The following is a 16603-nucleotide window of genomic DNA, read 5'->3' as shown; positions in this document are numbered from 1 at the left end:
TAGAGAGAAGTATAAATAAATTCGGGTTTAGATCCTTTCAGGATGAGAAAATAATGGTTATTCTTATTATAACAACAGTCCAACATATGAATAATACGTCAGTTCGAGTGTTTTTCGTAGCGAAGCGGAGAAAAATGTATCAAGAACCAGTGAACTGAGAAACAAAATCTGTCTGTCAAACAAAAAGTTCTCGATACGGTTTTCTTCAAAAACCTACTCGAACTGACGTGGTGTCGCTGTTACGCTTAACTATACTTTCATTTCTCCATGGTTTGTCATCCCGTAGGGATCCCACTGTAGTATCAGAATAACTAAAGCGGTCGAGATCCAGTCCTAAAGTTTTGAAAACACTGTACAGATCTTTCGCCGACTGAGAATTGGGTGCAGTCTGAAGTTTTCGGTAACCGTCCAGAAAAGCTTTAAGACTGGTGTAAGCGACATCTCTTTCATGGTCTGCCGTGGCGACGTCTTTTCCTTTTCCGCTGTAGATTTGCTTGGTGTAAACTGTATCGTATTCGGTGTAGGAAGTCTGCAAAGTTGCGGTAAGAGGATGGTTGGAAATCACAAATCACAGGATATTTTCCTGACTGAATGTTGGTGATAATTCTTTGAGCTAAAGTCGCAAGGTCTTTAATGCTCAGCTTAGTGAATGCAATTTTCATATGTTTGCGTTTTTAGTCCACCGGAAGTTACAAACAAGATTATCTTAAAAATGGAGGTTTGCTTTAAAGAGGTTGTAGGGCTTTGCGGATGTAAAGATTCATTATTTGGACAATTTGATTGTGAATCATTACTTTTCCATTAATATAAATTCAAATTTGAGGCGTTAATTAATTTTGTTTTAATGCGATTATAAAAATTTTTATAAAAAATTAGAATTTTTGAAATTTAAGACGTATAAATATTTAGTATATTCACACTATACATTAAATATAAATCATTAATGAAAGAGAATATAAAAAGAAAAATAGACTTTTCAATTGGTACACTTCCAGATATTGACACTCCGGCATATAAAAAAATTAGTGATTCAATCAAAAATAATTATGAAAAAAATCCTGAAGTAAAAGAATATGTTGATAAGAAATTTGATCAAACTTTAAAAACTTGGGAACTACAGAGAGCAAATGGTATTGGTTTATATGCTGATAAAGAATTACGATATTATCTACATGAGTTTAACAATCGTACTTTCGAATTTGGGATTCATAAAATGCCTTTAATGTTTAATATTATGGAAGCTTTTTTTGATCTTGATAAAGATTTAAATTATTGGAGGCTTTTAGACGAAGAAGATTTTTCAATTTCATTTTTTGACTTTATTGATTATTATACATCAAATGATTTTATTCAAAATGAAGAAAATTTAAATGATTTTTTTGTAGAAGATTTGATTTATAATTTTAATGCAGATAATGAATTAAGGGATATCACTTTTAAAACGGAGGATGGTTTTACTTTTGTGATTGCTAGTTTATCATTAGTAAAAAGAGGAAATGAAATTACAATGCTTTTCACGACCGGAGAGATTACAGATATAAATGTTGATGAAATTGAAATCAAACGACAAGGTGAAGAAAAAATTACTCCAGTTAAAGAAAAAATTTTAGAAAACAGCAAATGGAAGAGAGAAGCTGTAAAACTTGGCGATGATGAAAGGTTATGGAAAACTCTTATAGCATGTCGTCTTAATTTAGATAGTAATACTTTAGATGCAAGATATATAGCTAAAGATCATGGGGATCATTTTGATATAAAAACGGATGATTTATCTGGATTTATCAGAAACGGAGAGTGGAAAGATCCTATCTATCAAAAATATTTTGAATATTCAATAAAAGATATTGAAAAGCATAATTCAATATTTGAATTAGCAAAGGTATGTCTTTATCTTCCCATTTATCTCGAGAAATACGACAGTGAAATTGAGCAAGAAACGATAGATACAGAAGTTAAGAAAATCCTTAAAAGTACCTTTACTTCCAGAAAGTATAAGGAAGTTGATAATAGTGTTAAAATTAGAAATAGGACATTATGGGAGTTAAATCCCAAGCGAAGAAACCTGGCTAACATTTTAAAGATCCGTGATGATAAATTTAAAGTTGAAACTTCTGGTCATTGGAAGCAACTAGATAGAGAAGAAATAGGAACTGACAAAAATGGAAAACCTATTATAGGAAAGACTTGGGTAAATCGTATTGAGAGTTTTTATCAGGCAAAAGAAGATGAATTAATCGTAAAACGAAAAGACAATGAAACCTTTACTGGAAATAATGCTGGGTATATCTACATGATGAGAAATGCATCACTTCCTAGAGATGTTTTTAAAATTGGATTAACTAAAAATAATACGGACGATAGAGCAAAACAATTATCTAATACAAGTATTCCAGACAAATTCTTAGTAATGCGGGAATGGAATACTAGAGATTGTGTATTAGCTGAAAAAGAAATTCACAAAACATTGGAAGATTATAGAGTTGATGAAAGAAGGGAGTTTTTCCAAGTTGATATGAGAATTGCTAATGATTTGATTGATCAAATTATTGAAATTGTCAATAAATAATTTCTTAATTGAAAATTGATTTTGCGAATTTGTAATCCCCGAATAAACACAAAGATAAAATACTGATTGTAAATCCTATTTGACATTAAATATAAAACCTGCCTCACAGCAGGTTTTTCCATATCTAAAAAGTTTTAAAACAAACTCTCATCCACAAAATTCGGCAGTGTCACCTTCAAATTCGGTTCAGCTTCCATTGCTCTTTTAATCGCAAAAACAGCACCTTCATTTCTTGCCCAGCTTCTTCGGGAAATTCCGTTGTTGACGTCCCAGAAAAGCATTGATTTTAATCTTCTGCCGGCATCATCACTTCCGTCCAGTAACATCCCGAAACCACCGTTGATCACTTCGCCCCAGCCAACGCCGCCACCGTTGTGAATGGAAACCCAGGTTGCGCCACGGAAACTGTCACCTATTACATTGTGAATCGCCATATCTGCCGTAAATCTCGAACCGTCATAAATGTTGGAAGTCTCTCTGTATGGCGAATCCGTCCCCGAAACATCGTGATGGTCTCTTCCCAAAACCACCGCTCCGATTTCTCCGTTGGCAATGGCTTTATTGAAGGCTTCAGCGATTTTCATTCTTCCTTCAGCATCGGCGTACAAAATTCTCGCCTGCGAACCCACGACCAGATTGTTTTCCTGAGCACCTTTAATCCACGTGATATTGTCTTTCATTTGCTGTTGAATTTCAGTAGGGGAAGTTTTAATCATTTCCTCTAAAACGGCACACGCAATATCATCTGTTTTCTGCAAATCTTCCGGTTTTCCGCTGGTACAGACCCAACGGAACGGCCCGAAACCGTAATCAAAACACATCGGCCCCATAATATCCTGAACATATGAAGGGTATTTGAATTCTTTTCCGATCGTAGGATTGTCTGACATTACATCAGCTCCGGCTCTGGAAGCTTCGAGTAAAAAGGCATTTCCGTAATCGAAGAAATAGGTTCCTTTTGCGGTATGTCTGTTGATGGCGGAAGCATGTCTTCTCAAGGTTTCCTGAACTTTTTCCTTGAATAATTCAGGGTTTTCTGCCATCATCGTATTCGATTCCTCAAAGGTTTGCCCGACAGGATAATAACCGCCCGCCCAGGGATTGTGAAGTGAAGTCTGATCTGAACCGATATCGATTCTTAAATTTTCTTCATCAAATTTCTCCCAGATATCCACGATGTTTCCAAGGTAAGCCAAAGAAACCGTTTCCTGATTTCCCTGAGCTTTTCTTACTCTCGCCACCAGTTCATCCAGATTTTCGTGGATTTCATTCACCCATTTCTGTTCGTGACGGATTTTGGTAATCTTTGGATTCACTTCAGCAATGACCGTAATACAGCCTGCGATATTTCCGGCTTTTGGCTGAGCTCCCGACATTCCGCCCAAACCTGAAGTGACGAATAATCCGCCTTTTGTTTCTTTATTAATTTTTCTGAAAGCATTCAAAACGGTAATCGTCGTTCCGTGCACAATTCCCTGCGGACCAATGTACATATAAGATCCGGCCGTCATTTGCCCATACTGCGAAACACCCAGCGCATTGAATTTTTCCCAGTCATCAGGCTTTGAATAATTGGGAATCACCATTCCGTTCGTCACCACCACTCTCGGCGCGTCTTTGTGAGAAGGAAATAATCCCATCGGATGACCGGAATACATGGTCAATGTCTGTTCATCTGTCATTTCACAAAGGTATTTCATCGTCAGAAGATATTGCGCCCAGTTGCTGAACACCGCCCCGTTTCCACCATACGTAATCAGTTCGTGCGGATGTTGGGCAACTGCATAATCCAGATTGTTCTGAATCATCAGCATAATCGCTTTTGCCTGTTCAGATTTTCCGGGATAATCAGCAATATCTCTTGCTTTCATCTCGTAATCCGGACGGAAACGGTACATATAAATTCTGCCGTATTTTTCTAATTCTTCCCTGAATTCCGGCAGCAACTCTGCATGAAATTTGGGTTCAAAGTAACGCAGAGCATTTTTCAGAGCGAGTTTTTTCTCTTCGTCTGTAAGAATTTCTTTCCGTTTCGGTGCGTGATTGATATGCGTTTCGTATGGTTTTGGCTGAGGCAGTTCTGTAGGAATTCCCTGCTGTATCTGTTCCTTGAAAGTCATTATATAGTTGATTGTAGTTGGTTGATTGAGATTGGCTTTTTTGTGGTTTTAAAGATATTAAAAAATATAAGACCGATAAAAGGCAAAAAGTCAGTAAGTATCTGTTTTTACTGCAGGCTGCAGTCTACCTGTTCATATTTTGTTGAACCACCCCTCTCTGACCTGCGGTTGAATCCACCCCTCCGTGGGATGGGAATTACTGGTTAACGGGTGTTGGTTTATGAATGAAAACAATGAAGCCTCACTGATTTTCAGTGAGGCTTCATCTTTCTTTAATTTAAAATTTAATTGGTGTTTTTTACCAGGATCCATCCCGTAAATGTTCTGCCATCAGGCAACGTAATAACATACCAATAGCTTGAAGTCGGAATTGGCCTTCCGGAGATCGTTCCGTCCCATACGATTTGCGTATTGGTATTCTGTTCGAAAATCAGATACTGATATCGGTCAAAGACTTTTACATTGGTCTTTTTATCTCCGAAAACATGAAGGTTTCTGACAATCCATTTGTCATTTGCACCATCTCCGTTCGGAGTAATGGCATTTTTAATATCCAGAATAACGCCGTCCTGCTTAATGATACATTTACCATCAACATATTTCACATAGAAAGTGGTGATGCCAGTCGGTAAATTGTAGAAAACATTACCCGACTGCCATGTAATTCCGTCGATGGAATATACAATTGGCTGTGAACCTGTTGCCGTGATGGTATATGTATTTCCACTGGCAACCATTTGCTGGATCACAGGGACATCATAATATTTCGCTTCAAATGTTGCGGTATAAGAGCATCCGTTATCAGCGGTTACTGTTACGGAATAAGTTCCTACAGCATTCATCCCGGTAACCGTATCAGTCGTTGACACCACCTGACCTGAAGGATTGGTCCAGACATAGCTTACAATCGTATAACCTTCAACTTTCAGCGTGTAAGAGAATGTTCCGTCCGGACAGAAATATTGGGTCGGAATTTCAAAGACCGGCACTTTCTTCAATGAAATCTTGATGGTAGTAACTTCAGGACATAATCCCGGGACACTTACTTTTACATAAATAATATTTGAGCCTGAATTCTGGTTATATGCATAACTTCCCGGGCTGGATATTGCATTGGTTCCTGCATTCAGATCGGATAATGACGGATAATAGGTAAATACAGCATTCGCACCTGAATAGATCTGCTGCTGAAACTGTGTCAGATTCACATTCTCTACGCCGTCATTCCCGTTATCACAAACGTTGTTCAGGTCGAATGGGCCTGCATTCTGAAGAACAACCTTGTTTCCCAATATAAAATTAATGCTTGCCGTATCATCACATCCCGGAATATTCTGAATTTTCACCCAAATCTGAGAGGGAAAGGGCTGAGCACTGAAGTTTGAAGGGTTAGGAATGGCATTTACTCCGTTCTGAGCGTCTTGTTGTGTAAGATAAAAAGTAAATGTGTTCATCTGATTTGCAATATCAACATACAGATTGGTATAATTCAGCAGATTTACTTCATAAGATCCGTCCAGGTTTTCATCACAGACCGTAATGCTTGAGTTAATTGCTTTTGGAGGGAAATATGTATTGAGCTGAATCGGTGCCACTGAAAAACAGCCTGTGGTTTTTGACTGAAATCTTGCCCAGACCTGTACTGTAGAAATATTTGTTGTGTATGAATTTCCGATCTGAGCGGCAGTATTTCCGGTGTTGGCTTCTGCTGCAGTAAGGTAGTAGGAAATAGTCATATCTGAAAGGGCATACGTATTTTGAGATGCTGTGAACATTTGTGAAACTGCATCATTCAGTTGAAAAGTTTCGCTGAGATTAAAATCTTCATCACAGGTATTCAACACGGCATTTGCCAAAACAACCGGTGGCAGGAATATCATTTGGATGTTAAGCTGTGCTGCTGAAAAGCAATCATTATTATTAAATTTCACTTTTACATAAACCGTTGCATTCCCCTGCACCGGGAACTGTGCAGGATCTGTGATTTCTCCTGAAAACACATGAGTGACGGCATTATACGAAGCATAGTAGGTAAAAGTCACATTTGATGAAGATCCGCTATAGATCTGAGGCTGTGAAAGGGTAAGATTATACAGTTCTACTCCATCATTATTATTATCACAAATATTGTTGAGTGTAACATTGACAACCGAATTGACTGCAGGAGTCGCAACGAGTGAAAAATTCACGGGGTAAATCTGCGTACAGTTATAGGAAGTTATTTTTACGAAAAGCTGAGTATTCCCCGTAATTGTTGTACTGGTTACAGGGTTATTACCTGATTGGGCATCAGCCTGGCTCAGGTAAAACAGAACACTTGCATTCTGCGTACCTATGATAGCAGCTGAAAACTGGGTCAGTGATATATTTTCCGTATTGTCATTATTAAAATCACAGGTGGTGAAACTGGAGGTGACAGCGACCGGATGAACTAAATGTACATTGACAGGACGAATCGTATAGCAGGTATTTGACTGTTCGAAACGAACATAATATGTCTGCGTTACCAGATTTCCATTGGTGGTAATCGTCTGATTGGGAGCTATCGGATTATTTTCTGATTCAGCGTCTGCATAATTGGAATAAAAGGCAGTGACCGCAACTGAAGCAGGCTGTATAAGCATGTTGGTAGAAAGAGTCTGTAAATTAAAACTTATATCTTCTGTCCCGTTAAAACAGATATACTCATTTTTTTCGTTGGCCACAATCTGGGTGAAAGCCACCGTCATATTTACCTGAACCACTGCAAAGCATCCTCCCGGGATCACTACCCTGATGTAAACCGTCTGTAAGCCGTTTTTAATTGTACTCAGCACAGCGCCGGTTCCGGAATAAGCATCGGCGTAGGAAGTGTATGCTGTAAATACCGCTCCCGGCTGATTGGTGATAAGGGAACCAAGATTGACTGCAAAATCAAATGGTTCCGAATCATTTGCATTGATATCACACATGGCGTATGAAAAATTGATCGGGGAATTAGCGTTTACTCCCGGTTTGAACTGAAAAGTAACAGGTCCCAGCACGTAAGTACAGTCAGCATCCTGTACCCTTACCCAAATCTGAGTGGATGCTGTGATATTAGCGGTCAGGATAGGACTGGTATTATTCTGTGCATTGGCCTGGGTCTGATGATATGAAATTCCGGGAGTTCCCGCAGGAAGGATCTGGCTGTTTAATAAAATCAGTTCATAATTGTTTTCCACACCGTCATTATTGGTATCACAGAGCTCAATCACACTTTTAGAGAGATTTTTAGTACGGAAATTCAAAGTGAGCACGGCTACTCTGAAACACCCCGGAACATTCGGATTCTGAATCCGTACATAGAATACGGCATTCGCATTCAGACTGTAGTTGGTTGAGATAGAATTCTGGCCTGACTGTGCATCCTGTAGTGTTGTATGAAAGGTGAAATTAAAATTTGCAGGGTTCTGTGTGGTAAGATTCTGTCTGAAATTATTGAGGTTTAAACTGATCGGGGTATTGCCACAGTAGTTCTGACTATAATTGACTGCGACTGGATATGCAGCATCAAAGTCAAGGATAAAATCATCGGTAAAGGTCAGAAAACTGCTGCCACAGACATTAAATTTGACAGTAGCCGTGTACGTGTCGTTTTGAGTCGGACAAATAGTGGTCTCTACTCCATTCCCGACAGTCTGTCCGATAGAATTTGTCCATGTCACTTCCGGCTGAACAGTATTCCCGGTTGGAGTAAACCGGTATGCCTCCTGCAATGCCTGCCAGTTACCTGTATTTCTTGATGCCGGAGAATATCCCAGGCTTCCGTCATTGTTCATGATTCCGATCAGTGCATTCTCAAACTTTCTTGTAGGGCATGGTGTCAGTTTTTTATCTACAAAAACTTCAACAACATTTGTAGTTTCGTGCAGGACGATCTGCGATGATGAGCGGTCTGTACAACCGGCTACCCTACCGTCATAAAAACTGAGAACGAATTTTCTGTAAGGTGCGGTTCCTGTAGTAGAATAATAAATCTCGGAACTGTCACCGTTTGCAAAAACCATATCGTGGTAGACCCCAAATATTGAGTTTTTTGGGAGACCTGAATTAGGGTTCTGCCAGAAAACATTGGGATAATTGATATTTCCTAACTGACTGAGATCAAAAGTAAGCATTCCGTTGGATCCTACGACCAATGCCTCAAAGTTCTGATTAAAGAAACAGAATGAAAACGGAAGATCTAATTTAACCGCAAAAAGGTCATCAAAATTGGCATTCAGGGGGGTACCCTGATTTAACGGCACCGGTGGATTGTAAACTTCGGGAGTTACTGCATACGTTGTTGTTGATTTTAACTCAGGATACTCTACATGAAGCTGGATGCATCCATTGGAATTAAGATCGTTATTACACGTCACGTGAAAATTTTCGTTTCCTGCTGCATCTTTTATTTTTACCTGAAGGGGAGTCTGAGAAGAGACAGAAAAAATCACGAATAGAGATAAAAAAAATAAATATTTTTTCATATTGTACAGTTTGGGATTAATTGTTAATTAACCTAAATAAACAGTTATGGATAAGGTGTAGATAAATATAAAACATATTTAACACAAAATAACTAACATTAATAATTTATTTATATAAATTTAATATTAACGCAAACACTTAAAATTACATGTCTTTTTCGTGAAATAAATTAAAAAAATAAATAAAAATGATCAAAATCTATATTTTCAGTTTATTTTTTTGATTTATATTTAATTGACAGTCAATTTTTTAGCCTAAAGTATCACAGTACAGTTATCGGATCTCATTAAACGTATTTAACCTCAGTTAGGGATAAGGCTCTATAAAACGCGATGATAAACAAATATATTAATTACATAATTTTCAGATATTTGAGATAGACAAAGGCGTGAAAATAATCAGGGTAATATAAAATTCTTATGTAGCTGTGATAAAAGAAGTGGCACTGTTTGACATGAAAGTGTTTCAAAAAGCAGTATTTCTTTGTTTTCTTTGTGATAAAATAACATTGTTTTGAAAATCAATTATTTAAAACTTTTGATCCCAAACTCATGCTCTTACTAATAATCGTTCTATTATTCACTTTTTCATAAAAAGTCCTGATTTATTCTGACAGGAACATAAGGGATTTCGAAATTGCTTTAATCAGCTCTATTGATCCAATCTATAAATAAAAATATAACTCCTCAAAACATCATAAGCTTCTATTTTTCACTAATCCACTCTCTATTTTACAGCTGTTTAAACCTATGATAAAGGCAATAAAAAAGCTGCCTCAATTAAATTAAGGCAGCTTCGCTGTATTTTATCGTAGTATTTCTAACTTACAATATCTTCCTCTTCTTCTTCATCCTCATAATTATCATCTTCTTCATCCTCTTCAGTCTGACTGTAAATATCTGCATCTTCATCAGGTAACTGATCAGTGATCTGTTCAAAATTATCATCATCTTCAGCTCCCGGAACGTCAAGCCCGTAAGGCATTCCGTCATTTACATGGTTGGGATTAATAATTGGATTTCCATCTCCGTCCAAAGGGATATGTTCTTCCTTATTAAAAATATCCTCACCCGGATTATAATCCATTTCTTCTAATTTTCTTTCCTGCTCTTCAGTATTGTCTTCTGTAATCATAATAATATATTTTAGTGTTATGACCGATAAGACAAAAATGATTCCAACTTTTCCGGTTAGCTGTTATAAACTTCAGGATTTGCACAATCAGGCATTTTTTCACCTTTTGAAAAAGCGATGATGTTTTGGGCTGCTAATTGTGCCATTCCGTTTCTTGCTTCTACCGTCGCTGAACCGATGTGTGGTAATACACAGACATTGGAAAGGTTTAAAATAGGGTCAGTTTCTTCAATAGGTTCCGGATTGGTCACATCAAGACCTGCCCCCCATATTTTTTCAGAGATCAGCGCACTGTATAAATCTTTCTGATTGTGAAAACCACCCCTCGCTGTATTGATAAAGATAGCATTGGGTTTCATCTTTTCAAAAACTGACTGATTAAACAGTTCTGAATGTTTTTCTGTAAAATTAGCATGAATACTCAAAACATCAGACTGACTTACCAGTTCTTCAAATGAAACATATTTTGCTTCCAGTTCATTTTCCGCTTCTTCATTATGGCTTCTGTTATGATAGATAATTTTCATGTCAAAGGCTTTTTTACACTTTTCTGCCATTTCAAAACCAATCCTTCCCAATCCGAAAACACCTAATGTCTTTCCGTACAATTCCTGCCCTAATGCATGAAGCGGATCAAACTGTCCCCAGTCACCCTCTTTAACTTTCTGAAGGTAATATCCCGCTCTTCTGGAAACAGACTGCATCAGGAGAAATGCCACATCGGAGGTGGCCCTGCTCAGTACTTCAGGGGTGTTTCCTACCGGTATACTGCGCTTATTAGCCTCTTCGATATCGACCTGATCAAAACCGACAGAATACAGTGCGATCGCTTTTACATTCGGAAATTTTTCAAAAAATTCTCTGTCATATTTATTCTGTCCTACATTGAGGATTATATCTGCATCTTTGCAGTATCCCAGCCATTCTTCCTGGGTCAGTTCCGGATTTTCAGGTAAGGTAACTTCCAGTCCCGCCTCTTTCAGCATGGTTATTCCTACTTCCGGAATTCTTTTATTGATAAAAACTTTCATATGATTTGATTTAATGTATACTATTTTTAAATTAAAAAACCTCACTCTTGCTGAAAGTAAGGCTTGTTACAGGATTAACTGCTTCAATTTTTATTCCGAAAAATCATTCAGTCAGTACCTGCTTATTTTCCAGTATTTAAAATTTTATAATTAATAACATATCATACTGATTTCATATTTCATGAGCATGATCTGACGTTAGATATAATGAGGTATGATATCCTGATAAGATGTATGGTTACTGATTGGTATTGTTTAACATCGGTACAAATTTATAGGCCCCAAATTCTTCTTTCTCAATTTCTGTAAGCGAAATTTTGGTAAATCTGTATAAAACCTGCTCGTCTGTGGGACCCAAAGGAATAACCATTTTTCCACCCACTTTGAGCTGTTTTAATAATTCTGTCGGTAAAACTGCAGCACCGCAGGTAACAATAATCTTATCAAAAGGCGCAAAAGTGGGAAGTCCCGCAAAACCGTCACCGAAACTCTGAAACTTGGGATAAAGGTGAAGTTCCCTGAATTTCTTTTTGGAATAATCAAACAGATCCTTCTGCCTTTCGATGGTGTAGACCAAACCTTTCATGGCGAGTAAAACAGCCGTCTGATAGCCACAGCCTGTACCGATTTCCAAAACCTTTTCACCGGCCTTTAACTGCAGAAGTTCAGACTGTTCTGCAACAGTTGAGGGATGGGAAATCGTCTGATGTGCCAAAATAGGAAATGCACGGTCTTCATACGCAAAATCTTCAAAGATACTCTCAATAAACAGATGCCTCGGTACCTCATTCATGGCCGAAAGTACATTTTCGTCAGAAATGCCGATTTGCTGTCTTAGATAATTAATTAAATTCCGTCTCTTTCCTTTGTTTGCAAATGAATCATGCGTCATCAGATCGTATTTTTTGTTGAGCAGTTGCCAGTTTGGTACAAAAATACTAAAACAATCAATATAGGTCAACCTAAAACCTGTCATCTGTTTCCGAATACCTAAAATTACTATATTTACAAAAATTAAAATCTATGTTGAAAGCAGGTTTGGTAGGTGCCGGACATTTGGGTAAAATACATCTGAAACTTTTGAAACAGTCTGATAAATACGAGTTTATCGGTTTCCATGATAAGGATGCGGAGAATGGTAAAAAATTAGAAGCTGAATTCGGTTACAGATATTTCGAAAATCTTGAAGATCTGCTCAGCCAGATCGATATGCTTGATATCGTAACTCCGACATTATATCATTATGATTACGCACTGAAGGCAATCGAAAAGGGACTTCACTTTTTCATTGAAAAGCCGATCACCCAAACGCTTGAACAGGCTGAGGAAATTCTGCATCAATGCCGTGAATTCGGTATCAAAGCACAGGTGGGCCATGTTGAAAGATATAATCCTGCTTTTATAGGAGCGAAAGATTACATCCAGAACCCGATGTTTATAGAAATTCACCGTTTAGCAGAATTTAATCCGCGCGGAACTGATGTGTCTGTGGTTTTAGATCTGATGATCCACGATCTGGATATTTTACTGAGTGTTGTAAAATCCAAAGTAAAAAATATTCATGCAAGCGGTGTCTGTGTGGTGAGTAAAAGTCCGGACATTGCCAACGCAAGAATCGAATTTGAAAACGGATGTGTTGCGAATCTTACAACCTCCAGAATATCCATGAAAGCGATGAGAAAAAGCAGGTTTTTCCAGAAAGATGCCTATATATCGGTTGACTTCCTGGAGAAAAAAGCTGAAGTCATCCGTATGAAAGATGCTCCTGAAAATCCTACTCCATTTGATATGATTATTGAGAATGCTGAAGGTGAAAAAAATCAGATTTTATTTGAGTATCCGAATATCCAGCCTAATAATGCTATTCTCGATGAATTGAATTCTTTTGCAGATGCCATTCTGGAAGATAAAAATGTGGAAGTTTCTCTCGAAGACGGCACTGAAGCTTTAAAAGTGGCACTGGAAATAATGAAGCTGATCAGCTGAGCATGAAAAACAGCCTGTTTTTGATGTTGGTTCTATTTTTATTTTCATGTAATAAGAAGATGGAGAAAATGGTAATCTGTGAATCACAGAGAGAAAAAGCAAAAATAGACTTTAACCGAAAAAAATATATCTACTTCGAAACTGTCACCCTGAATGGTCAGGCTGGCAATCGAAAGAATTTTGCACAGGCTTTAAGAGAAAATAACATTGAGGTAATTTTTGACACTGTAATATCGGGAAGCTGCATTCCTTATTCAGAAACAGATCCTGATCACAAATATTGTTATAAGGAGATGATGAACAATAATCTCTATGCTCAATTCGGACATCGTTTTTTTGACAGCCTGCGGATACAGGCAAAATATAAATAATCCTGCCTAAAGGCAGACTGAATAAATTCCTCCGGACTGATCTGAGAGGAATTTTATTTTTATTCAGTAATTTTTGAATATATTTGCTTTTACTTAAAAAGTTCAATCCCTAAAATCCCCCTAATATTTAAAAAAGTTAAGCTATGAAAAGAAGCATTCTATTATCCGCTCTTTTATTGTCTCAATTTGGGACATCACAGTTACTGAAACGGGACGGTAAGAAAATAGTTAATGATCAAGGAGAAAACATTCAGTTAAGAGGCTTGGGCCTGGGAGGCTGGATGTTGCAGGAAGGCTATATGCTTAAAACAGCAGATTTCGCAGGCCCGCAGTTTAAAATAAAGGAAAAAATTGCAGAACTGGTGGGTGAAGATGGTATGAACCGGTTTTATAAATCCTATCTGAAGAACGGAATCACGAAGCAGGATATTGATTTTCTGGCAAAATCCGGATTTAATTCAGTCAGGCTTCCCATGCATTATAATCTGTACACTTTACCTGTGGAAAGGGAACCGGTAAAAGGTAAAAATACATGGTTGGAAGAAGGATTTACAATAACAGATAACCTTTTGCGGTGGTGTCGTGAAAATAAAATATATCTTATTCTGGATCTTCATGCAGCTCCCGGAGGACAGGGAAACGATGCCAATATCTCAGACAATGACAAATCTAAGCCTTCTCTTTGGGAAAGCGAAGAAAATAGGAAAAAGACTGTTGCACTATGGAAAAAACTGGCGGAAAGATATAAAGATGAATCCTGGATCGGAGGCTATGACCTTATTAATGAGCCCAATATTAATTTCACCGGAAAAAATCCAAACGGTACGGATGAAATGTCTAATGCACCCCTCTGGAAACTGCAGAAAGAGATCACAGAAGCCATCCGTACGGTTGATAAAAAACATCTCATCTTCCTTGAAGGCAACGGATGGGGAAATAATTACAATGGACTGATCCCGGTCTGGGACGAAAACATGGCATTCAGTTTTCATAAATACTGGAACAATAATGACGACGAGACCATAAAATCTGCTTTGGACCTGAGGGAAAAACACAATATGCCGATCTGGCTTGGAGAGACGGGAGAAAATTCTAATGTCTGGTTTACAGAACTGATACAGCTCTTAGATCATCACCATATCGGGTACGCATTCTGGCCAATGAAAAAAATTGATAATACGGCAGGAATTACAAATGTCAGGATCACTCCGGAATATCAGAAACTTCTAGACTACTGGCAAAACGGCGGGACAAAACCCTCAAAAGATTATGCACTAAAAGCACTGATGGATATCGCAGAAAACTATAAATTCAGCAATGTAGAAATCAAAAAAGATGTGATCGATGCCTTATTCAGACAGGTTAGCGATGATTCTTCCCTGCCTTTCAAAAGCCACAAGGCTCCGGGAAAAATCATGGCGACAAATTACGATCTGGGAAGGATGGGAACTGCTTACCAAGATCATGACTACATCAATCTATGGGTAAGTGATCCGGCAAAGAGATCAGAATGGAATTCCGGAAATCAGTTGAGAAACGACGGGGTTGATATTTATAAAACGAAAGACAATGTATATTATGTCGGAAAAACAGAAAGCGGGGAATGGCTTCAATACACCATTCAGTCAGAAACAGACAAAGCTTATACTTTTGAGATCAATTATGCAGCCACTGAGGACGCAAAAATCAGGATTGAAGATGCTGCAGGAAAGCCACTGGCAACAGTTTCATTACCCTCTACGAATGGAAAAGAAAACTGGAAAACTGCCTCTTCCAAAGGGATCCGACTCAAAAAAGGAGAAAACAAAATCAGGATCTATTTTGAAAATAACGGTATTAACCTGAATTATTTTGAACTGAAGTAAGAAAAAATCTTAAATTGCGAATCCCTTTTAGAATATAAGAGGGATTTGTTTTATCAACTTCTTTTTGCCTGTTAACGACTGATTATAAGCAGTTATTAATCCTGCCTGTCAACAGCATTACGGTTAAAAGAGATTAAAATCACCCTATGAAAAAAAGTATTTTGTTTTTTCTTTTGATTTCAATAGTCAGTTTTGGGCAAAAACCAACGCTGCATGACAAAATCAATGTGATTCTTCTGAACAGAAAAGCTACTGTAGGAGTTTCTGTTTCCGGCTTGGATAATGGCTTTACCTACAACAGGAATGCGGACAGAAAACTTCCTATGCAGAGTGTGTTTAAATTCCATATTGCAGCAGCAGTCCTGAATTTTGTGGATGAGGGGAAACTTTCATTAGATCAGAAAATACATCTTGACTCTTCAAATCTGTTGGAAAACACCTGGTCCCCTCTTCGTGATAAGTATCCGAATGGCGGTGTTGATGTTACCTTAAGTGAAATTCTTGAATTTACCGTTGCAAAAAGCGATAACAATGGCTGTGACATCATGCTGAAATTGATTGGCGGACCAAAAACGGTTCAGAAACTGATGGATGCCAAAGGAATTAAAGGTGTTCAGATCAAATACAATGAAGCGGAGATGCACAAAGACTGGAAAATACAGTATGAAAATTACAGCACCACCCAATCAGCAGTGAATGTTCTGAAAAAATTCTATGACAGAAAACTGATTTCTGAAAAATCAACTGACTATCTGATGAAGGTAATGCTTTCAACCTCTACCGGGAAAAACAAGTTGATTGAGCAGCTTCCTAAAAATACACCGGCAGCCAGAAAAACCGGTGCATCAGGAAAAAATAAAGACGGATTAACCGGTGCGGAAAACGAAATTGCAATCATTACTTTACCAAGCGGAAAGCATTATGCAATCGCAGTCTTTGTAAGCAATTCAACAGAATCTGATGCCGTGAACTGCAAAATGATATCAGACATTTCAAAGGCTGTCTGGGATAACTTTACCAAATAAATTATAAATCTTAC

11 protein-coding genes are annotated in these 16603 nt (G+C 37.8%); 5 read left to right on the top strand and 6 right to left on the bottom strand.

Annotated elements, in window-relative coordinates; genetic code table 11:
- Nucleotides 1-205 precede the first annotated feature (205 nt).
- The gene (locus AC2A07_RS05250) at nucleotides 206-565 is read right to left on the bottom strand and encodes a hypothetical protein (RefSeq protein WP_484049539.1); all 360 of its coding nucleotides are present in this window, start codon (nucleotides 563-565) and stop codon (nucleotides 206-208) included.
- Between the two features lie 378 nt (nucleotides 566-943).
- Between AC2A07_RS05250 and AC2A07_RS05245 the strand changes: the two genes are divergently transcribed.
- Entirely contained in the window at nucleotides 944-2566 is a 1623-nt protein-coding gene (locus AC2A07_RS05245) for a GIY-YIG nuclease family protein (protein WP_484049538.1), read from the top strand.
- A gap of 134 nt (nucleotides 2567-2700) precedes the next feature.
- On the opposite strand, the gene AC2A07_RS05240 is transcribed toward AC2A07_RS05245, so the two are convergent.
- The 5 genes from AC2A07_RS05240 to AC2A07_RS05220 form a co-directional block, all read right to left on the bottom strand.
- On the bottom strand, nucleotides 2701-4686 hold the full coding sequence (locus AC2A07_RS05240) for a urocanate hydratase (protein WP_484049537.1): 1986 nt from the start codon (nucleotides 4684-4686) through the stop codon (nucleotides 2701-2703).
- 284 nt (nucleotides 4687-4970) lie between these two features.
- Nucleotides 4971-9176: a T9SS type B sorting domain-containing protein gene (locus AC2A07_RS05235; protein WP_484049536.1), complete on the bottom strand. Its 4206-nt coding sequence runs from the start codon at nucleotides 9174-9176 to the stop codon at nucleotides 4971-4973.
- An 820-nt stretch (nucleotides 9177-9996) separates the two neighbouring features.
- Nucleotides 9997-10311: a hypothetical protein gene (locus AC2A07_RS05230; protein ID WP_484049535.1), complete on the bottom strand. Its 315-nt coding sequence runs from the start codon at nucleotides 10309-10311 to the stop codon at nucleotides 9997-9999.
- Between the two features lie 56 nt (nucleotides 10312-10367).
- On the bottom strand, nucleotides 10368-11342 hold the full coding sequence (locus AC2A07_RS05225; protein ID WP_484049534.1) for a 2-hydroxyacid dehydrogenase: 975 nt from the start codon (nucleotides 11340-11342) through the stop codon (nucleotides 10368-10370).
- A 238-nt stretch (nucleotides 11343-11580) separates the two neighbouring features.
- On the bottom strand, nucleotides 11581-12234 hold the full coding sequence (locus tag AC2A07_RS05220) for a protein-L-isoaspartate(D-aspartate) O-methyltransferase (RefSeq protein WP_314492398.1): 654 nt from the start codon (nucleotides 12232-12234) through the stop codon (nucleotides 11581-11583).
- Nucleotides 12235-12365: 131 nt separating this feature from the next.
- Here AC2A07_RS05220 and AC2A07_RS05215 point away from each other — a divergent pair, with 131 nt between their 5' ends.
- From AC2A07_RS05215 to bla-A, 4 genes are all read left to right on the top strand, one after another.
- Complete coding sequence (locus tag AC2A07_RS05215; RefSeq protein ID WP_484049533.1) at nucleotides 12366-13328, top strand: Gfo/Idh/MocA family protein; 963 nt, start codon at nucleotides 12366-12368, stop codon at nucleotides 13326-13328.
- A 59-nt stretch (nucleotides 13329-13387) separates the two neighbouring features.
- Nucleotides 13388-13699 (top strand): hypothetical protein, encoded by a 312-nt coding sequence (locus tag AC2A07_RS05210; protein WP_484049532.1) that lies wholly within the window; start codon nucleotides 13388-13390, stop codon nucleotides 13697-13699.
- A 143-nt stretch (nucleotides 13700-13842) separates the two neighbouring features.
- The gene (locus tag AC2A07_RS05205; RefSeq protein ID WP_484049531.1) at nucleotides 13843-15564 is read left to right on the top strand and encodes a cellulase family glycosylhydrolase; all 1722 of its coding nucleotides are present in this window, start codon (nucleotides 13843-13845) and stop codon (nucleotides 15562-15564) included.
- A gap of 146 nt (nucleotides 15565-15710) precedes the next feature.
- Nucleotides 15711-16589, top strand: coding sequence for a CGA/CIA family class A beta-lactamase (bla-A, locus tag AC2A07_RS05200; protein ID WP_484049530.1), 879 nt, complete (start codon nucleotides 15711-15713; stop codon nucleotides 16587-16589).
- Nucleotides 16590-16603 lie beyond the last annotated feature (14 nt).

This window comes from Chryseobacterium sp. HNCC26DJ238 (assembly GCF_057180465.1).
The sequence above is the reverse complement of the archived record's forward strand: the minus strand, read 5'-3'. Positions and strand labels throughout refer to the sequence as shown.

Coding starts and splice junctions, on each gene's coding strand:
- AC2A07_RS05220 (WP_314492398.1), bottom strand. CDS start 12,234: ATGACGCATGATTCATTTGCAAACAAAGGAAAGAGACGGAATTTAATT.
- AC2A07_RS05210 (WP_484049532.1), top strand. CDS start 13,388: ATGGAGAAAATGGTAATCTGTGAATCACAGAGAGAAAAAGCAAAAATA.
- AC2A07_RS05225 (WP_484049534.1), bottom strand. CDS start 11,342: ATGAAAGTTTTTATCAATAAAAGAATTCCGGAAGTAGGAATAACCATG.
- AC2A07_RS05230 (WP_484049535.1), bottom strand. CDS start 10,311: ATGATTACAGAAGACAATACTGAAGAGCAGGAAAGAAAATTAGAAGAA.
- AC2A07_RS05240 (WP_484049537.1), bottom strand. CDS start 4,686: ATGACTTTCAAGGAACAGATACAGCAGGGAATTCCTACAGAACTGCCT.
- AC2A07_RS05215 (WP_484049533.1), top strand. CDS start 12,366: ATGTTGAAAGCAGGTTTGGTAGGTGCCGGACATTTGGGTAAAATACAT.
- bla-A (WP_484049530.1), top strand. CDS start 15,711: ATGAAAAAAAGTATTTTGTTTTTTCTTTTGATTTCAATAGTCAGTTTT.
- AC2A07_RS05235 (WP_484049536.1), bottom strand. CDS start 9,176: ATGAAAAAATATTTATTTTTTTTATCTCTATTCGTGATTTTTTCTGTC.
- AC2A07_RS05205 (WP_484049531.1), top strand. CDS start 13,843: ATGAAAAGAAGCATTCTATTATCCGCTCTTTTATTGTCTCAATTTGGG.
- AC2A07_RS05245 (WP_484049538.1), top strand. CDS start 944: ATGAAAGAGAATATAAAAAGAAAAATAGACTTTTCAATTGGTACACTT.